The following is an 18652-nucleotide window of genomic DNA, read 5'->3' as shown; positions in this document are numbered from 1 at the left end:
GATGCCGTCGCTCGCCAACATCTGGCCTCAGCGAAACATCGTCACCATCGTCGCTGCGCTCGCCATTCTGTTGACGGGCACCGGGATGACCCTGAAGATCACGACCGATCACCTTCTCCGCCAAGATGCGATGTCGACCGCACGCAGCTGGGCGAGCTTCCTGGCGGCCAGCGTCACCGATCTTGAGCAGATCGCCGGCGGCGAGCAGCCTTCAGCCGCGAGTCTGAGGTTCTTCCTGTCGGCGCGAAATTCCGGCGAGGTCTTTCACTACGAAATATTCAACCGCAATGGCTACTCCCAGCTCGTTTCGACCCGCGAAAAGATCGCGCTCGTCGACTTGTCCGAATACAGCCCCGATGCGGCGCGATCAGTGATTGACGGTCGCCCGATCGTCGACGTCAGGGAGGGAAGTTCACCCGACCGACCGGCATTCTTCGCCCGCGCCTATGTCCCGGTCCAGACCGATGGTCGCCTCACCGCGGTCGTTGCGGCCTATGTGGATGAAACCGAGCAACGCAAGAATGTCCACAATACGTTCCTGACCGCGGCCGTATTCCTTTGCCTGCTGTCGGGCCTCGCCTTCTCCATTCCCGCGATTGCGTGGTATCGTGAAACAAAGGTGAAGCAGGCTGACCGACGCATCCGATTCCTCGCCCACCATGACGCGTTGACCGGACTGACCAATCGTCCCCATCTGATCGAAAAACTGGAGAGAGCTCTCGTTCACTTGCCGAAGCGGGGCGGCAGCCTTGCCGTGCACTTCATCGACGTCGACCGCTTCAAGGAGGTCAACGATACGCTTGGTCATGACGGTGGCGATTTTCTGCTCAAGTCCATCGCGGAGCGTCTGCGCGCAACGGTCCGGATCGACGACGTGGTGGCCCGGCTCGGCGGGGACGAGTTCGTCGTCGTGCAGTATGACGTCGCCGGCAGGACGCAGGCCGAGTCGTTTGCGCGCCATCTTGCCACCGCTGTAAATGCTCCGGTGAGGTTCAAGCAGCACGAGATCCTCACCACCGCCAGCATCGGCGTGGCCCTGGCGCCGGAGCAAGCCACCACCGCGGAGCAGTTGCTCAAGAGCGCCGATCTGGCGCTGTACGCGGCCAAGGCAGCCGGACGCAATTGCATCCGGTTTTTCCTGCCCGAGATGGATACTGCGTTGCAAGCGCGAATCGAGCTCGAGAGGACAATCCGCGAGGCGGTGCTGAATGATCGCTTCGAACTGCACTACCAGCCGCTCTTCGAAATGTCTCAGCGCCGCCTTGTCGGCTTCGAAGCGCTGATCCGTATGCCCGCGGCGGACGGAACGCTCATTCCGCCATTGACCTTCATTCCCGTCGCCGAGGAGTTGCGGCTTATCGACCAGATCGGCGCATGGGTATTGCGGGAGGCATGCCGCACCGCCGCGACCTGGCCGGAGCACCTGACCGTTGCAGTGAACCTGTCGCCCGCGCAGTTCGTGGCGGGTAGCATCAGCGGCATCGTCGCCGCCGCACTGAAAGAGGCGGGCCTCGCGGCGCACCGGCTCGAATTGGAGATCACCGAAAGCCTGCTGCTCGGCAACACCGAGACGATCATGGCGCAGCTCCTGACGCTCAAGGCGATGGGCGTAGCGATCGTGATGGACGATTTCGGGGCCGGCTATTCGAGCTTCAGCTACCTGTGGCGCTTTCCGTTCGACAAGATCAAGATCGATCGAAGCTTCATACAGGGCCTCGACGGCTCCCATTGTCAGGTCGGGACGGTCGTGAAAGCGATCATCGCGCTCGGACGCGAGTTGCACATGCGAGTGACGGTCGAAGGCGTCGAAACCGCCAACCAGGCGGCTTTCCTCGAATCGGCCGACGGTGATCAGGCCCAGGGGTTCTTCTTCGGCCGGCCGGTCCCTGCCTCGGAGCTCAGCGCCAGCATTCTCGCGGACTTTGAGAAGACAACGCCGACACCTTCGTCCGCGACTGCACAAGCGGCCAAGCTGCGCCTCGTCAACTTTTCGGCTGAACGGTAGCACGGACCCTTTGCCTGTATCGGCCAATGCGGCTCTTGGCAGATCTCTATTGCAGACAATTCTGCGTGGGGCTTTAAAGAATTGGTCGTGCGTCTTTCGCAAGCCGAGCGCTGCAATCGGCTCTTCTCGACCAACGCCCGCCTCTCGGCTTCCGGCGCTCGATCGTTCCGGGTCGCGCGCCCCTACGTGGGCGCCCGCAATTCGCTCTGAAACCAAGCCAGGGTTTTGGCCGATCTCATCGGGTCGACCAGTTCGACCTCGATCTGATCGACGAAATTGCAAGCGGGACATTCGAAGGTACGAATGTCAAAACCGGCGGGGCCGGGCGTGATGCGCGCCAGCATCGTTGTTGTCTGGCATTTAGGACAAGGTGGTCGCTGAATGGTCATGAGACTCGCCTGGATCCGGCGGGAGCGCGATACTCTCAGTCACCGATGGATGCGGATGGGGGCGGTGATGGACCATCATGGAACCATGAGCTCTGCTGCCACTGGTCAATATTGACCACCATCCAAATTAAGGCCCGCTATCCCGAACGTGATCTTACACAGATCGATTCATTTTTCATCGGACGATTCCAAACCCGCCGAGTGCAACCCCGAGTCGGCCAAGACATCGGCGCGTCAGCACGCCTGCCATTTCGTGGACGACAAGTGCGCCGCTTCGAAAACGAACCGTCAAGCCACACGATTGACAAACGCTTGACCTAGATCAAGCGGGCTTGACCAGTTGAGCCGACCTCCATGTGGGGCCAACATCAAGGTGTCGGACATGCGCATCGTCGGCAGGATGCTGCTCGTTTTCGTGGTCGCGTTCGCCTCGCTCGGCGCGATGTCGCAGCAACACGCAGATCAATCCGCAAGCGACAACGAAATCCGCATCGGCAATGTCATGCCGTATTCGGGGCCGCTCTCGGAATTCGGCGCGATCGGCACGGCGGAGGCCGCCTATTTCGACATGATCAACGCGCGCGGCGGCATCAACGGACGCAAGATCCGCTTCATCACCCGCGACGACAATTCCGATCCGGCGGCCGCACTGGAGCTGACCCGCAACCTGGTGGAGAAGGACGACGTCCATCTCATGTTCGGCTCGTTCGGCACGCCCGGGAATCTCGCCACGCGCCGGTATCTGAACGAGAAGAAGATCCCGCAGCTTTTCCTCGCCTCTGGCGACGAGGAGCTGAGCCAGGCCAAGGCGTTTCCCTGGACCATGGGCTGGCAGCCATCGTTCCGGTCGGAGGGGCGCATCTACGCCAACTACATCCAGGCCTATTATCCCAGGAAGAAGATCGTCGTGCTCTGGCAGAACGACCAGTTCGGGCGCATGCTCTACAAGGGCATCCAGGAAGGTCTCGGCGACCTCAACCGTCTCGTCCTCGTCGACATCGCCTTCGACATCAACGACGAGCATCTCGAAGGGCACGTCTCGATCCTGAAGCGCGCGGGCGCCGATATCTTCGTCTTTCTCGGCGTGCCGTCGACGGCGTCCAAGGTGATCAAGCTGGCGGCGTCGCTCAAATGGCGTCCGGTCTTCATCGTGAACGACGCCTCCGCCTCGATCGCCAATGCGATGGCGCCGGCGGGCCTGGAAAATTCGGCCGGCGTGATCTCGGCCGCCTTCCTGAAGGATCCGAGCGATCCCGCATGGAAAGACGATCCCGCCATGAAGGACTGGTTCGCCTTCATGGACCGGTACCATCAGATCGAAAGCACGAACAACAGCGCGGCAGTCTATGGCTACGCCGCGGCCGAGGCGCTGACCAAGGTGCTGCAGCAATGTGGCGACGACCTCTCGCGCGAGAACATCATGCGCCAGGCGGCTTCGCTTAAGAGTTATCAGCCCTCCGTTGCGCTGCCCAACATCAGGATGAGCACCTCGCCCACCAGCTATCTGCCGATCAAGCAGATGCGGCTGGTCCAGTTTGACGGCCGCTCCTGGCAGCTCTTCGGCGAGGTGATCGAGACGGCGTTCACGGAAGGCGCGGCGCGCTAGCCTGCTCAGGCGCACCTTTTGCCGGGTTACCCCTCTCCCCCGCCCTCCCCCGCAAGGGGGGAGGGAGCGCAGTGTGCCGAGCGGCGAGAGCCGGGCTCACAAGCTCAAAGCCAACTATCGTCACCTTGAAGCAGCCACGCGCATAGGTGCGTTCCCTCCCCCCTTGCGGGGGAGGGTTAGGGAGAGGGGTGCCACGCGGCAAACTCTCTCGATCGGAAACGACGGACGCCTCACGCCGGCTTCAGCGAGGCCAGTGCGCTTTCCAGCAGCGAGCGCACGCGCGCGGCGTCGCCTGACTTCACCACCGCGGGATCGAGATAGAGCTCGAGGCCTGGCGCGCGCTCGGTGATGATGCCGCTCTTCTCCGCTGCGGCATCGTTCAGCGCGTCGACCGAATAGGGAATGACCTCGCGGCTGATACCCTTCATCGTGATCGCCGGCAGCGCGTGAGCGCGGACGATGTCGCTGACCAGCGCAAAGGTCTCGTAGCTCAGCACGATGCCGCCGGGCTCGGCGATCGATTGCAGGCGCGCGGCGAGGTTCGCTTCGGCACCGATGATGGTGTAGTCCATGCGGTCGCTGCTGCCGAAATTGCCGACATTGCAATAGCCGGAATTGATGCCCATGCGCGAGCGGAACGGCTGCTCGATGCCGGAGGCGCGCCACTTCGCATTGAGCTCGGCGAGCCGCTGCTGCATCCGCCAGGCCATCTGGAGGCAGGCCTCGGCATCGGCGCGATCGCCCCTGGTCTCGGGGTCGCCGAAGAAGATCAGCATGGCGTCGCCGATGAACTTGTCGATGGTGCCGCCATATTCATGGGCGATCGCCGACATCTCGGTGAAGTATTCGTTGAGGAGCTGGGTCAGCAATTCGGGCTGAAGGCGCTCCGCGGTCGCGGTGAAGTTCTGGATGTCGGAGAAGAAGATCGTGAGCTTCTTGCGCTCGGTGTGGATGGTGACGTCCTTCTGACCGGAGAAGATGCTCTTGTAGACCTGCGGCGGGATGTAGCGCGAGATCTTCATCGAGAGCGAGGCGAGGAAGTCGTTGGCGGATTCGAGCTCCTTGTTCATGCCCTTGATGCGGCTCGCCTGGCGGCGCTGGAGCGAGAGGAACGACAGGCCGCTGCCCGCGGCGATCAGGAAATAGGCCAGCAGGAACTTGAACGAGAAGATGTTGGCGGCGATCGGCTGGGCGATGATCACCTCCTGGATGCCCCTGATATCGCCGACCTTCCAGTCCTTCTTCGGGCTTTCGGGATGACTGTTGTGGCAGCTCACGCAGGCTGGGCCCATCGTGACGGGGGCGACGAGGCGGACCTTGTCGTTGAACAGCGAGGTCTCGGTCTCGACGATCTTCTGCTCGGGATCCCTGCGCAGCGCGTCGAGCGCGTCCTTCTCGAACTTGTCGAGCTGGTGCGGCGCACGGTTCTGGAACGGGAAGTCCGAGACAAAGCGGTAGGTGATGTTCTCCTGCTGCGCGCCGATCACCCGTCCGAGCTCCAGCGACAGCGTCGCCGGGATCGGGATCGCGCCGGGGACGGATTCGTAGTTGTGGACCACCCTGGTCGTGCCGTTCGGATTGGCGATGATGCGCCCGACCACGTTGGTCGCGTAATAGCTGCGCACGCTCGTGATCACCGAATTGAGATCGGCGGCCTGCCGGCGCAGCGCCGTCTTGGAGAGCTCGGTCAGGTCCAGCCACACCGCGAGCGGCAGCGCGAGCAGCAGGAAGGCGATCGCGGCACCGGTCAGGATGCCGCTCTTGCGCTGTTCTTCGGCGATCTCTTGTTTCACTCTGTGGCTCCGTTGCGTGCATTTTTGTCGCAAACCTCTCGCGATTTGCGGCAAAGCCTGCGGCGGCACAGAGCCAACAAACGCGCCCCCGCGCAACCCCATTTTATGGTGGTCGCACCAAGCGTCTTTCCGTTTCATCACGAAGGTTTAAGATCGGGATCAACCTGCGTTGATAAATCCGGAACCAGTGCCCATGACCGAGACCGTCCGCATCAAGCGCTTCATTGCGCGGCCTGTGATCGTGCCGATGAACCTGCCGCTCCAGACCTCGACCGGGGCGGTCGCGAAGGCGCCGCTGGTGCTGATCGACTGCGAGACCGACCAGGGCGCCCGCGGGCACGCCTATCTGTTCTCGATCACACCGTCGGCCTTGAAGCCGCTGACGGCGATGGTCACGGAAATGTCGGAGCTGCTCGCCGGCGACGAGCTGCTGCCGTTCGAGATCGAGCGCAAGCTGACCCAGCGCTTTACGCTGCTGGGCCTCGCCGGCCTGCAGCGGCTGGCGCAGTCCGGCATCGACATGGCGGCCTGGGACGCGCTGGCCCGCACACGCGGCCTGCCGCTGGCGAGGCTGCTCGGCGGCGCGCCGAAACCGGTCAAGGCCTACAATTCGAAGGGGCTCGGCATCATGCCGGCGGGCGCCGCGGTGGAAGAGGCGCACAAGCTGCTGGCCGAGGGTTTTCACGCCGCCAAGATCCGCGTCGGCCGGCCCGATGCGCGGGAGGATCTCGCCGTGGTGCGCGCGGTGCGAAACGCCGTCGGCGACCGGATCACGCTGATGTGCGACTACAACCAGGCGCTCACGGTGACCGAGGCGATCCGCCGCGGCGAGATGCTCGACGACGAGGGGCTGACCTGGATCGAGGAGCCGATCCGTCACGACGATTACGCCGGCTGCGCCCGCATCGCGGACGCGCTGGGCACGCCGGTCCAGATCGGCGAGAATTTTGACAGCGCCTTCGCGATGCAATCGGCGCTGTCGGCGGAAGCCTGCGATTACGTGATGCCCGACGTGCAGCGCATCGGCGGTGTCACCGGCTGGCTCCGCGCCGCATCGCTCGCGCATGCCGCCGGCATCGAGATGTCCACCCATCTGTTCTCGGAGGTCAGCGCACACCTGCTGTGCGTGACGCCGACCGCGCACTGGCTGGAATATGTCGACTGGGCCGACGCGGTGCTTTCGGCGCGTTTGACGATCAAGGACGGCTTTGCGCTGCCGGGCGAGGAGCCCGGCAACGGAATTGCGTGGGACGAGGCGGCGGTCGCCAAGTATCTCGTCGGATAAGGGGCTGAGCGCCGTCCTAGGCCCGAACAGCGGCGATCATGCTCAGCTCGACCGGCGCCCCTCGCGGCAACTCGGCGACGCCGACGGACGTACGCGTGTGACGACCGCGATCGCCGAGGCGTTCGATCAGCCGGTCGGAGGCACCGTTCATGACTTGCGACTGCTGGGTAAATCCAGGCGCCGAGGCGACGTATCCCACGAGTTGCAGGACCTGGACGACCCTGTCCTCGCCGCCTGTGGCGTGGTTGATGGCGGCAATGCAGAGATCAGCGCAAAGGGCCGCAGCCTCTTGCGCGGCCGCGATGTCGACACCTGCACCGACCTTGCCCGCATATAGCAGGTCTTCGCCGCGACGCGGGAGCTGACCACTGACATACGCAATTCCAGCATGGATGATCACCGGCAGGTAGTTGCCGCCGGGCTTGTTCACACTGCTCATCTCGCCAACTTGCCTTCTCTTCACGTCCGGCGAAGCGACACCTGTCGCCGAACGCCACAATCTGGATCTCACCACGCCCGTCGCCGTGGTGGATGACCGGACAATGGCAGGCAGGACGTCACGGATCAAGGCTGCGAAGCTTTTGCATGCTGAAAGCGATCCAGGCCCGACGACATTCGCCGGCGCGCATTGCGCAGCCGCGGCGAGCACGATAACGATGCCCCCATGACCACATGGCGCCCCCATCCCGGCATCAGGGTTGTCGCGATCGGCCTGCACTGGCGGGCCGGGCGCCTGCTAGCGGCCGAGGTTCGCGACAATGCAGGCCGGCTCAGGGGTGTCCGTCCGCTCGGCGGCGAGATCGAATTCGGCGAGAGCTGGCGGACTGCGCTGATACGGGAATTCAGGGAAGAGCTCGGCCTCGACATCACCATCAAAGGCGAGCCGTTGATGATGGAGAACATTTTCGTGCACGAGGACGCCATTGGGCACGAGGTGATGTTCATCGCCGAGGTGGCATTTCCGGACGGCGCGTTCGGCGGCCAGGACCGCATCGATTTCCGCGAGGACAACGGCGAGCAGATCGTCGCGCGCTGGTTCGACCTCGCCGATCTCGACGTGGAGGGCGGACCTAGCCTCTATCCGGGCGGACTGAAGGGCTTGCTGCGGGGGGCAAGCGACGGAGCTGCGTGAGAGGCGCCCCTCTCATCGCGCCCCGCCGTCATCGCGCCGGTAGCGGAAGTCGCAATGATCGGCGCCTTGCATGATCGTCTGCGTGCGCGTGAGCCTGACGTCGGGGCCGAATCCTTCGGCGGTCGCGAAGTCCGCGGTGCAGATCAGGAGAAAGCCGAGTTCCGGCTCGCCCAGCGCCTTGTAGAACTCGGCATAGGCGCATCGCTTGACGTCGAACGCGAAGGCGTCGTGGCTCTGCTCGATCACGTCATAGGCGAGCGCATCGTCGCGGGCATAGGCCCTGAACGCCGACGAGACGGCCTTGCCGAGATCGCTCTCGTTCTTTGCCTTCCAGAATTCCTCGCCGAAGCCGCGATAGAGATCGCCCAGCGCCTTGCGCACCAGCGCGTTGGCGCGCGCCTCGCCGAGCTCGGCCTGGAGCGCCCTAACCAGCGGCACCAGCACCTGCGCCTGGATCTTTGCCTGTTCGATGACGGATGTGCTCATGGTCAGGCTCGCGACTGGGATGAAATCGAAGCCCGGATTGCGCTTCGCTCCATCCAGGCTACTTCAACCGCGACACGATAACTCAACTTGACGGTGGCGACGAGAGTTTGCCCGTTACGTCCCGCGGCAACCGGCATGACCTGAACCAACGCATCTGTGATGCCGAGGTGATCGCTGATCGCGCGATCCTGAAAAGCCGGCGAGGCGGCTGGTGGTATGATTATCGTCATCCAAAAGAGAGGTGAACATGCCCCCGTCCGAGATGTCTCCAGTCCACGTCAGGCCACGACCATTTGCACGGCGCCGCCATCTTGCGGCGACTGCCGCGGCGCTGTTGCTCGCCATGATAGTCTGGTCGGTCGGGCCTGCGCTGGCCGCGGCAAATGATGCCGAAGCACGAACCATCTTCGAGAAGTTCATTGCCGCGCAGAATGCGCACAACGCGGACGATGTGAAGGCCATGCTGTGGAATTCGCCCGGCACGCTGCTGTTTGCGAGAGGCATCGAAACCAGAGGCCGTGATGCGGTCGCGGACCGCTTCAAGGGCTACTACGAGGGCACCTGGCACCTCGAGCCCGACATGTCGAAATTCCACGTCGCCGTGATCTCGAACGAGGTCATGCAGGTCCTCGTTCCCATCGTCTTCACGCGCGGCCTTCCCGGCAAGCCGCCGCAACAGAATACGTTTCTGATCAGCCAGACCTACGTGCGGGATGCGAACGGCTGGTCCGTCGCGTCCGTCCTGCCGGTCGCGAACACGGAACTGAAATAGCTGCGATCCAGAATCGAAGCCCGAATGGAGCGTGGCGTGATCCGGGTCTCGCGGTGTTCCAGAGAAGCGGAGCAAGACGCTCCAGTCCGTCTACGCTCTTCGAGCTACGCCGGACACGCTTCGCCGCAATCTTCCAGGCTGTGCCACGCGAAGCCGGAGGCGAAGCGTGGTGGGCACGACAGGGATCGAACCTGTGACCCCTACCATGTCAAGGAAGGTCCCGCCAGCGTATCTTATTGATCTCAAATCCTTTTCGTTCCACGTCATGCGGCCTCGTTCGTCGCCATTCTCCGGCGTTTTGAGCGCAACGTGGAAAGTTCGTGGAAGCCGCCCGGCATTGCTGGAGGTGCTCGCATGAGCCGGGTGCTCTCCCCTCCGACCGGACGCCTGCTTGACCGGCTGCCCCCCGAACCACGCCAGCGCTTGCTGCAGATCGGCAGCGAGGGGCGCGGGGTGTTCGGAGCGGCCTGCTTCCAGAGCATTTTCGATGCTCACTTTAGCCTGTTCGAGTATCTCGCCGCAGCCGGCGCCACCGCGGTCATGATCGGGCAGTTGCTGGCGGAGGCCGGCATCGCCCGCTCGGACGGCACGCCGCTGCCAGCCGGCACCGTGTCCAGCGCGCTCAGCCGCGCCCGCGAACGCGCCGCCCGTGCGCCCGCCATGCGGCAGTGCCCGGCCGAAAGCTGCATGGACATGCAGGTCGCTGCAGAGGCCTGCAATGCACCGCAGGCCAATGCAGCGCCTGACGGAGCGCCGATCCAAGGCCTCCTCAACCGCCCCCCGCTTCAGGACGCGCCAACGCCTGCGCGCGCCAACAGCTCCCTTCGGCCCATGCCGAACGGACCGCCGGCCGGCTTCGACCTGCCGGCGGACACCCGCCGCTCAGCGGCTCTACTCGCTCAAATCAGGAGTTTGAATGATGAAGACACCTAAGAAGGAGACCAAACCCAATCTGATCGATCTCGTCGAGATCGGATCCGATGGGACCGCGATCGGAAAGAGCACCTTGGCCAACCGGACCAGCCATCTGTACCGGGAGGCGGGCCGGCCCGTGACCCGCGTACGGATCGAGAGCGCCCGTCGCCGCGGACACGACAGCGGCTGCGCTGACACCGAGATCTTCATCCCGCTCGAGGAGTTCACCAGCGCCGCGACCCGGACCGGAGGCTTGGTCGGGGTACTCTCGCCCTTCTACGAGGCGATCATGCGGATTCCACGGAGCGGCGGCGCGGTGATCGTCGACTGGCCTGGCGGGACCGCTGCGCACCGGCTGGAAGTGCTTGCCGCAACGAACTTCGACGCGACACTTGCGGCGATGGGGATCCGCGGCATGTCGATCGTCATGACGAGTTGCTCCGCCGAGCACATGGGTCAAGCCGAACGCTATCTGAAGGGCCTCGAGAAGGTCGCTCCGAATCTGCCCCGCGCGCTCGGATTGTCGGGCCGCAATGGCCCGTTCCACTGGCCGGAGCAGTCGGAACAGGCCGAAGCCTTCGCCCGCCTGAAGATTGCGGCGGGCGCCATCCCCCAGCTGTCCATCCCGCTCGTTGCCGGGCGCGCCCTGCAGCTCTGTTCGGATGCTGGCCTGGACATCGCCTCGGCGCTGATGCTGCCGTTCGATAAACTGGCGAGCCGTCTCGGTGTGCACGTCTTCGCGGCCACTGCATGTGCCTCCGAACTGGCCGTCTGGTGGAACGCCACGGGCGCCGAGCTCCAGAAGATGCTCGAGGTGAAGCATGCGCCGGCAGGTTTCACCGCGTAGGCTCCAGGAGCGGGTCGCCCATCTCGTGCGGCGGCGGCAGTTGATCAAAGTCGAAGCAGCGACCTTCGTGCTCGATTACTACCGTCGTTACCGCCGGCTTCCGCCCGGATACGTGACGGTCCTCCTATCAGTCGCGACCGTCCGACGTATCAGGGTCCGAGGCGAACTCGAACACCTCCTCGGACTTCCGGCTCTCAACAGGTTTTCCCGCCTCTTGTGGTCGCGGGTCGTTGACCGTTGCCGGGGCACGAAAGACGTTGGATCGCATGGCGTTGGTTCCTAAAGCAACCGATAGAGCCAGTGATATGGTAAATGGAGTAGAGCACCAATGATCGATCTCGACTGCTGCAGCGACTACATGCTGCTCTCGACGCTAGACGTGGCGGAGGCCCTCAAGATCAGCCCCGGTGCTGTCAGAAAGGCAGCCAAGGAGGGGCGGCTCCGCGCCATCGCCGGATTCCGCGTCTTGTATTTCCCCGCCATCGCGGTGCGGGCCTTCGCACGGGGCGATATCAGCGCCGCCTCCTCGCCTAAAGACGGCCAGCAGCCCAACACCGCTTCAGCGGTCCGCGCCGAGGCCGAGATCGACGCGCAGGCTCGCTGATGGCTTACGAAAAGCTCGAAGAAATCGGCGAGTTCGTCGTGTGCCGCCACAAAGGCACGCCGAATCTCTACGTAAGAGCCTACGTCGAGGAAATCGGAAAAACGGTCTACCGCTCGTTGCTGACCACGAGCATCGAAAATGCCTGCGTTCAGGTACGCAGCCTCGTTGACCGCGGCGTGACCGGCGACCCCGCAGAGGCTCTGGTGCAGAAACCCCTCCGCACCGTGGCCGAGGTGCTCGATTTCTATCGCCCGACCGTCGAAAAGCAAGCATCTGCTGAATTCGGCGGGGTCGCTATCGATCGCATGACGCGCTTGGTTGGCAGCAAAGCGTTGCAGACTATGGTCAAGTCGGACTTCGACAACTTCCTCGAAGCGGCTTTGGCCGAAGGAATCTCGCGTTCGACTGCGCACCGTACGCTCACGGTTTTGCGAAGCGCCTGCAAACTGGCGGCCAACGAGCGGCGGCTGCCGCGCCATCACGTTCCGGCCGTGCCATACTATCTGACGAAGAACCACGCCCGCAGCGCCGCGCCAAAAGGTCGCGTGATGACGCCACGCGAGATCGCCGCGCTCATCGACGCCCTCGACTTCCTCCATCTCCTTGTCGCAACTGTTTACATCATCAACACTGCCAGTCGGATCGGTGCGATCCTCGACGTGACCGCCGCGCAGATCGACCGGACCTATGGCCTCATCCATCTCAACGCGCCCGGCCGCGTTCAGACGGACAAATGGCGTCCCACGCTTCCCATCACCGCCACGCTTGAGCCCTGGACGCGCGACCTGCCACCCGGCTTCATCATTAACTGGCGCCGCGAACCGGTAGGTGAAATCGACACGGGGTTCGCGGCAGCTTGCCGCCGCGCAAAACTACCGGGAGGCGAAAACACGTACTCCATTCGCCATGCTCTCGGTCGCTACATGCTGAGGAATGGCGTTGAGCCGCTCGAGATCTCGCTGTTTCTCGGGCACCTCCGCCCGCCGGATTCGATCGAGACGACGCTCGTTTACAGCCCCTTCGCCCCCGATTACCTGCTCAACGCGAAGGCAGCGGTCGAGGCGTTCGTGCGTGAAATCGCCTCGCACACGAAGCGCCACAACATCCTTTCCCCTCCCTGGCTTTGAGGTACTAGCGATGACCACCAACAAGACGACGACCCGGAAAGAAAAAACCGAGGATTCATACCGCAGGCGTGCGAAGCAGATCGCCACAGCGGCGAGCAAGAAAGCAAAGCGCCCTCTGTCGCCGACCGAGCTTGCTCAAACCATGGTTGCCCGCCGCCCGCAGCTTGCCGCGGCGAGCTTCCGGCAGAACCGCGCCGCCGTCACCTTCATGCTGAACGAGGTCGCACTGAACCAGCCCGCCTTGGACCCGCAAACGCGCGCGGCGATCGCGATATTGAAGGATGTCGAATCCGTTGAGAGGCCCGACGATGGGGTGCCGCACACCTCGGCGCAGAAACAGAAGCGCCTCGATGACGATTTGGACCGCATCTGCCATGGCGCGTTAGCCACAACGAGCCCGAATGCGAGCGCTTTGGTGGATTGCCTGACGGTCGGCTCGCTCACCGGTGCACGGCTCGTCGAATGGCCGACGGCTAAATTCGGACCGTCCAGCGATCCCGACTACGCGTGGCAATTGACGCTCGTAAACGGCAAGCACTCAAACGGACGCGCGCACGGCGAAACGCGCGTTTTGAGATGGGAATGGCTACCCGAGGATCTAGTCGCCCAGACGAAAGCCTGGATCTTTGCGGCGCGCGAGGCAGCCGCCAATGGATGCTACGACACCCTCATATCAACGCTGGAATCGCTGATGCGGCGAGTGACCAAGCAGCTTTTCCCGAGGCGACAGCGCCGCCCTACGCTATCATCAGCGCGGCACGCCGCGACCGCCCGGTGGAAAATGAACTACGTGGTCTCCGCGCGCTCGCCGGAGGACAAGGAGCTCGGACTTGCAATTGTTGCGGCGCTATTGGGGCACGCCACTGACGAGACGGCAACCCGACACTACGCACGCGCCGGCGAGGCGGGTGGCCGATTTCCGACGCCTACGCCCGCCCCGGAGGAAGTCGCACGTGTTCGCAAGCGCTACCGCGCGCCGATGAGCGTCAAGTGCGAGGAGTGGAAGCCCTAGCAGGTCGTTGAAGAAGTCTCTGGCGAGATAGCTTTCGTCGGCGCGGGTTCTGCCACCCAAACGGCGCGCAATGTTGACCCTGCCTCACATGCAGTAAGCGCCTGGATCCATTTCGAATTGAGCAGCGAGCCGAGCTCAACGATGGATCCCAGCTAGGTCAATCTGCGGAGCCGCGACACACCGGAAATCGGTCAACGTTGCGCTGATGCCCTCGGCGAACGCCTGCATTAACCATCTTCGTGCGCCGCCGCTGGCGAAGCGGCTGGCCTATGGGCATATTTGCTTCAGCTTCACGGATCACGCGAAGCGGCTGCCGTCCGGTCTGGAACACCGAACGACAGCCTGACCACACCCGACTATAGGAGAGTCGACCATGGCTGACAGCCAGTATATCGCCGATTCGGCGCATCTGCCCCACCACCACTTGCTGCTCGGGGAGCTTCCCCCTTCAAACTCAGTGACGCGCGAGCGCGTCCTGGGAATCGGCTCGCTGCCGCCGTCCACGGCCATTTTCCCGGTCACGGACTAGGAAACGGTCGCAGGTTTGGCCTCGTGAGGCGCCGAGGGCGCCATAGAGATCGAGCCAACTTGCGCTGTGCTCCTGCGTTCGGTCCGACCGCACGTTTGTGCTCATCGAGCCGACTGGATGTTACCGGCGCTTTTGGCTTTGGTCTTACCTGGCTCACTCAGCCGGAACGGCATCGATCGCTCAGCTCACGACGTCGGCCCGCGGCCCCTCGCAACAAGGGGTATCAATCATGTCAATCACCATCGAACTGCCTTCGCCTCGGTCGTTCTGCACGACAAGAGTTTACCGCCCGCTCCAAGGTATCACCGGCCCGCGCCTGGTTCGCGACGCCGTAAGCCGTGTTGCGGTTTGCGCCATCCCCTTGGCTCAAGCAGCTCATCTCGCGGCATTGGCCTCGGGTCCTGCCGCCTACGTGTTGATGAACCATGACACGGCATATTTTGGCGAGACCTCCAACGCAAGCACTCGCATCAACCAGCATCTCTTAGACCCGACCAAGGCGTTCGCTCGCGTCGCATACATCGCGACTGGCCATCCGGAACCGTGGCCGAATAAGGTTCCCGCCGTCTATCTGCAGTACCGCTTGTGGGACATCGCGCAAACGGCCGGTCATGTGAACATCGCCAATGAGCGCACCCCGCAAATGCCCACGGCAGATGAGGAGAAGCGCGGCGAGTTGCAGTGGCTCCTCGAACACGCTCGTCAGCTGTTGTTCGACGCCGGCTGTCTGGCGCTTGACTCCAATTTCGATAGTCAGCGCCGTGTCGCTTTGTCCCCTGAACTCGATGACGACCCCGTCGGTCCGAATGATGAAGACCCGATCCGAATTGACGTGGTCGCCACGCCGCCGGCTGGAAGCGAACTTGAGCTCAACTACGTGGGTCTATGGGCTCGCGGCTACCCCACTGTCGACGGCGGCTTTGTCGTCCTGCCAGGCGCTGAAGTACGAACTCCGGTCAACGGAAGCGCCCATGACATCGTCGAGACGCGCCGCAATGAGCTGAGAGAGAAGAAAGCCCTGGTCGCAATATCAGGCGTTGCTAATCGCGAGCGCCTGCTGGCGGCCGTTTGGTTTCCGTCCCCGGCGATTGCCGCGAAAGTGGTCACCGGCGCTCACGCCGCCGCTCGGGTCTGGGTACCGCGCCGCTTCCCCCAGCCGATCATCATCGCGAAGTAAGGGAGCGATCAGATGCCTGTTTCAATCAACAAGCACGACGACGCCTGGCCCTTCCGCGCGGAGGACGTTTCGCCCTTGGCATGGTGGCGGATGCTGCCGATGCATCATTTCCGCGACGCCGAGCACCTCCTCGTGCGGAACGCTCTGGAAGGAATCGCCGTGATCCATGTTGGCGAGCAAGTCGCAGCTGCGTTGAGAGGTGATCCTGCGGCGGCGATCGCCGCGGCGCTCTCGCTCGTGCCGATACGTGAGGTGTCACTGTCGGTCGACATCGCGATGACTGCCCTGCTCCGTTCCGCCCTGGACAACGACGCTGCGGCCGCACTTGTGCTGTCGCACGTCATAGGTCGCATTGAGTTCGACCATCCCTTCGCCGCTGAACTCGCCACCTCACGGCTCGCGCACCACTTTCGTTCCGCGCGTGATCCACATCGGTTTGCTCAGACGGAAGCTGCGCTCTCCGATTTTTTCTGCCAAGAGGAGAGCGGCACGTGAGCACTGATAACGGTGGTGACGACGACTTCGATCTGCCGGCGGCGGAGGATGTCGTCTCGACCGGCGCCGCTGCCGATTCGGCCGATTCGGATGAGTGCCTGAAGGGTCTGCCCCGGCTTCTGCGCTACGCAAAGCTCATCATCGATGAGGCCGACCATATCGAGGAGCGGCTCATCGCGGAGGTTGACGAACTCTGTCCGCAATTGCCATTTAACCTTGCATGGGCCACTAGCAGATCGCTCGAGGCCGCCTTGGCACTCGCGGATGAACTTGACCACCTCGCTGCCGGTCAGAATGAGCCGGTGCTTAGGGGCCTTGCCGATAGCATCCGGCTTGTGAGCTTGCCGACACCGTCCACTGACGAATACTTCGAGCTGCACCGCAGGGTTGGCAAAGCCCTCGTCCAGGCGCTTCACGTAGGTGTCAGGCACGCCGACGAGGAGCTCTGCAGCGACCTCGAAGGGTTCACCTACGGTTGGGCCGCGCTGCCGGCTTGCACCCACGTTCTGCCGAAGATGGTCTCAGCAGCTGCGAACGCCGATAGGCTTGGATACCGCATGGCGGAACACCGGATCATCGCAGCCAAGGCCGCACTCCGGCGCGAGTATCGGGAGCAAGAAGACCGCAAAAGAAAACAAGAATCCGAGGATCAAGCCGAAGCTGTCCAGCAACAGCCCACCGCCATTGCGGCAACCATTCCCGACCACCATCTCGTGGTCGCGCGCTTGTCCGACCAGGAGATGAAGAGCCAGAAGCTCAAGGACATCATCGGCCCATTGAAGAACGTCATCAATACCGCACTGCCGCTCGTGCAGACTCCGGTGCTGCACGACGCGCGCACCGCTCTGCTGTTCGAGTTCCCGTACGCCGCCGAAGTGGTTGACTTCGCACTAGCCGATCTAGTGGGGCGCGCAACGATTCAGCTACGCCCCCTCCTCATCGTGGGCGAACCCGGCGGCGGTAAGAGCCGGTTTGCTCGTCGGCTCGGTGAGGTGTTGGGCCTCCACGTTTGGCGGACCGACGCCAGTCGTTCCGACGGCGCGGTGTTCGGGGGGACCGACCGGCGCTGGTACTCGAGCGAGCCATGCCATCCTTTTCTTGCCATAGCGCAAGGCAAAACGGCAAACGTACTGGTCCTCCTGGATGAATTCGAGAAAGCGGCGACGAGGTCCGACCACGGCCGTCTCTGGGACTGTATGCTTGGTTTTCTCGAATCCGAAACAAATTGCCGATATCCGGACCCCGCATTGCAGACCAATCTCGATCTGTCGCAGGTGAGTTACGTCGCCACCGCCAACAGTCTCGATCCGCTGCCGAGCCCTATCCGGGACCGCTTTCGCATCGTGACGTTTCCCAAGCCGACGGCCAATCATTTGGACGCTCTGCTGCCGGCGGTGATCGCCGACCTCGCCAAAGAGCGCGGCCTCGACCAGAGCTGGGTGATGCCACTCGATGGGGTCGAGCGCGAGGCCATCGCACGACACTGGTCAGGAGGCTCCGTGCGCCGCCTTCGCCGAATCGTCGAAGCAATCCTGCGTGAGCGCGATATCCGCGCAACGAGGAACTGATCATGGCGGAACAGAGCGACAGAAAGCCGAAACCGCCATTGCCGCGGCCGCCGCAATTGCGCGGGATAACCCGCGCAGGGCTTAAACGGCGCCCCCTCGCCCGGTACTATCGCGGGCAATCATCAGAGGACCGATACCGTGACCGATCCCCAGATCGTCTGCCCGAGCTGCCGCACCGAAATCAAGCTGACAGAATCGCTCGCCGCGCCCCTGACCGAGCACAACTGCATCAACCTGCGCCTGCCGACCCCATGGCGGCAGCATCTACGCCTGGGAATTCGGGAAGAACGGGCGCGAACTCAACCGCCAGCAACATCACGCGCGGCTTCATGAGCACCGGCGAACTCAGAGAGGCGCGTCTTGAAGCGGCGCGGTGTGCGAAACTGGGGTCGTGTTACAGGAAGCGCCGTGGTCTTCGTCATCAATTGCTCCGCGCTGAGTGATGATCGTCACCGCTTCGATATCGAAAGCCTACGGCAACTCTTGATGATCTCGATACCTCCGATCCATTGGGCGGGGGTCTGGTTCCGTTCGTCCTAGGATTGCAGAACTAGCACTTTGGCTTAGTAATCTGCTCGCCCTCGAGGACAGAGCGGCGTCATCCGATAGGTCGCACGTCTGACGCATGTCAATCGGCCTGCAAATTTGACCCCTCATCGGCGTCCAATTTTGACCCCTTAGCGCGGCGGGGTTTGGTGGTAGCGCTCGTCTCGTCGGAGCTGGTCGGGATAGCGGAGGCGAGACGAGCGCGGGTGGCGTGATCGTCGTCGCGGCTTTTGAACCGCCAGCTGTCGTTGCCGGTTTCGACAATGTCGCAGTGGTGGGTCAACCGATCGAGCAGCGCGGTGGTCATCTTGGCGTCGCCGAACACGCTTGGCCATTCGCCGAAGGCAAGATTGGTGGTCACGAT

General features: G+C 63.2%; 20 protein-coding genes. 15 read left to right on the top strand and 5 right to left on the bottom strand.

Annotated features, from left to right (window positions below; all coding sequences use genetic code 11):
* Position 1: 1 nt before the first annotated feature.
* Positions 2-2005, top strand: coding sequence for a bifunctional diguanylate cyclase/phosphodiesterase (locus A3M7_RS0131045; protein ID WP_027547425.1), 2004 nt, complete (start codon positions 2-4; stop codon positions 2003-2005).
* Between the two features lie 182 nt (positions 2006-2187).
* Here the strand turns inward: A3M7_RS0131045 and A3M7_RS49015 are convergent, their stop codons facing one another.
* Positions 2188-2349: a response regulator gene (locus A3M7_RS49015; protein WP_156937023.1), complete on the bottom strand. Its 162-nt coding sequence runs from the start codon at positions 2347-2349 to the stop codon at positions 2188-2190.
* A gap of 427 nt (positions 2350-2776) precedes the next feature.
* Between A3M7_RS49015 and A3M7_RS0131035 the strand changes: the two genes are divergently transcribed.
* On the top strand, positions 2777-4000 hold the full coding sequence (locus A3M7_RS0131035) for an ABC transporter substrate-binding protein (RefSeq protein ID WP_027547423.1): 1224 nt from the start codon (positions 2777-2779) through the stop codon (positions 3998-4000).
* Positions 4001-4230: 230 nt separating this feature from the next.
* On the opposite strand, the gene A3M7_RS0131030 is transcribed toward A3M7_RS0131035, so the two are convergent.
* Positions 4231-5793 (bottom strand): adenylate/guanylate cyclase domain-containing protein, encoded by a 1563-nt coding sequence (locus A3M7_RS0131030; RefSeq protein WP_027547422.1) that lies wholly within the window; start codon positions 5791-5793, stop codon positions 4231-4233.
* 193 nt (positions 5794-5986) lie between these two features.
* Here A3M7_RS0131030 and A3M7_RS0131025 point away from each other — a divergent pair, with 193 nt between their 5' ends.
* Positions 5987-7078, top strand: a complete 1092-nt coding sequence (locus A3M7_RS0131025) for an enolase C-terminal domain-like protein (RefSeq protein ID WP_027547421.1) — start codon at positions 5987-5989, stop codon at positions 7076-7078.
* A gap of 16 nt (positions 7079-7094) precedes the next feature.
* Here the strand turns inward: A3M7_RS0131025 and A3M7_RS0131020 are convergent, their stop codons facing one another.
* The gene (locus tag A3M7_RS0131020) at positions 7095-7517 is read right to left on the bottom strand and encodes a RidA family protein (RefSeq protein ID WP_027547420.1); all 423 of its coding nucleotides are present in this window, start codon (positions 7515-7517) and stop codon (positions 7095-7097) included.
* A 225-nt stretch (positions 7518-7742) separates the two neighbouring features.
* On the opposite strand from A3M7_RS0131020, the gene A3M7_RS0131015 reads away from it, so the two are divergent.
* Positions 7743-8210, top strand: coding sequence for an NUDIX hydrolase (locus A3M7_RS0131015; protein WP_027547419.1), 468 nt, complete (start codon positions 7743-7745; stop codon positions 8208-8210).
* A gap of 12 nt (positions 8211-8222) precedes the next feature.
* On the opposite strand, the gene A3M7_RS0131010 is transcribed toward A3M7_RS0131015, so the two are convergent.
* Complete coding sequence (locus tag A3M7_RS0131010; RefSeq protein ID WP_027547418.1) at positions 8223-8696, bottom strand: L-2-amino-thiazoline-4-carboxylic acid hydrolase; 474 nt, start codon at positions 8694-8696, stop codon at positions 8223-8225.
* 247 nt (positions 8697-8943) lie between these two features.
* On the opposite strand from A3M7_RS0131010, the gene A3M7_RS0131000 reads away from it, so the two are divergent.
* The 11 genes from A3M7_RS0131000 (at position 8944) to A3M7_RS50750 (ending at position 18075) form a co-directional block, all read left to right on the top strand.
* Entirely contained in the window at positions 8944-9468 is a 525-nt protein-coding gene (locus tag A3M7_RS0131000; RefSeq protein ID WP_027547416.1) for a hypothetical protein, read from the top strand.
* A gap of 354 nt (positions 9469-9822) precedes the next feature.
* A complete protein-coding gene (locus tag A3M7_RS0130995) occupies positions 9823-10401 on the top strand; it encodes a hypothetical protein (protein ID WP_027547415.1) in 579 nt (192 codons plus the stop codon).
* Entirely contained in the window at positions 10385-11230 is an 846-nt protein-coding gene (locus A3M7_RS0130990; protein WP_156937022.1) for a hypothetical protein, read from the top strand. Before A3M7_RS0130995 ends, A3M7_RS0130990 begins: the two co-directional genes overlap by 17 nt.
* A gap of 328 nt (positions 11231-11558) precedes the next feature.
* Complete coding sequence (locus A3M7_RS0130985; protein ID WP_027547413.1) at positions 11559-11834, top strand: helix-turn-helix domain-containing protein; 276 nt, start codon at positions 11559-11561, stop codon at positions 11832-11834.
* On the top strand, positions 11834-12961 hold the full coding sequence (locus tag A3M7_RS0130980) for a hypothetical protein (protein ID WP_027547412.1): 1128 nt from the start codon (positions 11834-11836) through the stop codon (positions 12959-12961). Before A3M7_RS0130985 ends, A3M7_RS0130980 begins: the two co-directional genes overlap by 1 nt.
* A 10-nt stretch (positions 12962-12971) precedes the next feature.
* Complete coding sequence (locus A3M7_RS0130975) at positions 12972-13973, top strand: hypothetical protein (protein ID WP_027547411.1); 1002 nt, start codon at positions 12972-12974, stop codon at positions 13971-13973.
* Between the two features lie 373 nt (positions 13974-14346).
* Positions 14347-14502 carry a hypothetical protein gene (locus tag A3M7_RS49940; protein ID WP_198033829.1) on the top strand — a complete coding sequence of 52 codons (156 nt, stop codon included), beginning with the start codon at positions 14347-14349 and terminating at the stop codon, positions 14500-14502.
* Between the two features lie 229 nt (positions 14503-14731).
* Positions 14732-15679 carry a hypothetical protein gene (locus A3M7_RS49010; protein WP_027547410.1) on the top strand — a complete coding sequence of 316 codons (948 nt, stop codon included), beginning with the start codon at positions 14732-14734 and terminating at the stop codon, positions 15677-15679.
* A gap of 12 nt (positions 15680-15691) precedes the next feature.
* On the top strand, positions 15692-16174 hold the full coding sequence (locus A3M7_RS0130965) for a hypothetical protein (RefSeq protein ID WP_027547409.1): 483 nt from the start codon (positions 15692-15694) through the stop codon (positions 16172-16174).
* Positions 16171-17742 carry an AAA family ATPase gene (locus A3M7_RS49935; RefSeq protein ID WP_027547408.1) on the top strand — a complete coding sequence of 524 codons (1572 nt, stop codon included), beginning with the start codon at positions 16171-16173 and terminating at the stop codon, positions 17740-17742. The genes A3M7_RS0130965 and A3M7_RS49935 overlap by 4 nt, the downstream gene beginning before the upstream one ends.
* Positions 17743-17880: 138 nt before the next feature.
* Positions 17881-18075 (top strand): hypothetical protein, encoded by a 195-nt coding sequence (locus A3M7_RS50750; RefSeq protein WP_084302673.1) that lies wholly within the window; start codon positions 17881-17883, stop codon positions 18073-18075.
* Positions 18076-18370: 295 nt separating this feature from the next.
* Here A3M7_RS50750 and A3M7_RS0130955 read toward each other — a convergent pair.
* Positions 18371-18652, bottom strand: a 282-nt coding sequence (locus A3M7_RS0130955; RefSeq protein WP_027546943.1) for an ATP-binding protein, incomplete at its 5' end; no start/stop codon positions are given.

Origin of the sequence: Bradyrhizobium sp. WSM2254, assembly GCF_000472645.1 — a bacterium.
Taxonomy (GTDB): Bacteria; Pseudomonadota; Alphaproteobacteria; order Rhizobiales; family Xanthobacteraceae; genus Bradyrhizobium; species Bradyrhizobium niftali.
The sequence above is the reverse complement of the archived record's forward strand: the minus strand, read 5'-3'. Positions and strand labels throughout refer to the sequence as shown.

What these genes read in the sequence shown, in the direction of transcription:
- A3M7_RS0131045 (WP_027547425.1), top strand. Translation starts at nt 2, where the DNA reads ATGCCGTCGCTCGCCAACATCTGGCCTCAGCGAAACATCGTCACCATC.
- A3M7_RS49015 (WP_156937023.1), bottom strand. Translation starts at nt 2,349, where the DNA reads ATGCTGGCGCGCATCACGCCCGGCCCCGCCGGTTTTGACATTCGTACC.
- A3M7_RS0131035 (WP_027547423.1), top strand. Translation starts at nt 2,777, where the DNA reads ATGCGCATCGTCGGCAGGATGCTGCTCGTTTTCGTGGTCGCGTTCGCC.
- A3M7_RS0131025 (WP_027547421.1), top strand. Translation starts at nt 5,987, where the DNA reads ATGACCGAGACCGTCCGCATCAAGCGCTTCATTGCGCGGCCTGTGATC.
- A3M7_RS0131020 (WP_027547420.1), bottom strand. Translation starts at nt 7,517, where the DNA reads ATGAGCAGTGTGAACAAGCCCGGCGGCAACTACCTGCCGGTGATCATC.
- A3M7_RS0131015 (WP_027547419.1), top strand. Translation starts at nt 7,743, where the DNA reads ATGACCACATGGCGCCCCCATCCCGGCATCAGGGTTGTCGCGATCGGC.
- A3M7_RS0131010 (WP_027547418.1), bottom strand. Translation starts at nt 8,696, where the DNA reads ATGAGCACATCCGTCATCGAACAGGCAAAGATCCAGGCGCAGGTGCTG.
- A3M7_RS0131000 (WP_027547416.1), top strand. Translation starts at nt 8,944, where the DNA reads ATGCCCCCGTCCGAGATGTCTCCAGTCCACGTCAGGCCACGACCATTT.
- A3M7_RS0130995 (WP_027547415.1), top strand. Translation starts at nt 9,823, where the DNA reads ATGAGCCGGGTGCTCTCCCCTCCGACCGGACGCCTGCTTGACCGGCTG.
- A3M7_RS0130990 (WP_156937022.1), top strand. Translation starts at nt 10,385, where the DNA reads ATGATGAAGACACCTAAGAAGGAGACCAAACCCAATCTGATCGATCTC.
- A3M7_RS0130985 (WP_027547413.1), top strand. Translation starts at nt 11,559, where the DNA reads ATGATCGATCTCGACTGCTGCAGCGACTACATGCTGCTCTCGACGCTA.
- A3M7_RS0130980 (WP_027547412.1), top strand. Translation starts at nt 11,834, where the DNA reads ATGGCTTACGAAAAGCTCGAAGAAATCGGCGAGTTCGTCGTGTGCCGC.
- A3M7_RS0130975 (WP_027547411.1), top strand. Translation starts at nt 12,972, where the DNA reads ATGACCACCAACAAGACGACGACCCGGAAAGAAAAAACCGAGGATTCA.
- A3M7_RS49940 (WP_198033829.1), top strand. Translation starts at nt 14,347, where the DNA reads ATGGCTGACAGCCAGTATATCGCCGATTCGGCGCATCTGCCCCACCAC.
- A3M7_RS49010 (WP_027547410.1), top strand. Translation starts at nt 14,732, where the DNA reads ATGTCAATCACCATCGAACTGCCTTCGCCTCGGTCGTTCTGCACGACA.
- A3M7_RS0130965 (WP_027547409.1), top strand. Translation starts at nt 15,692, where the DNA reads ATGCCTGTTTCAATCAACAAGCACGACGACGCCTGGCCCTTCCGCGCG.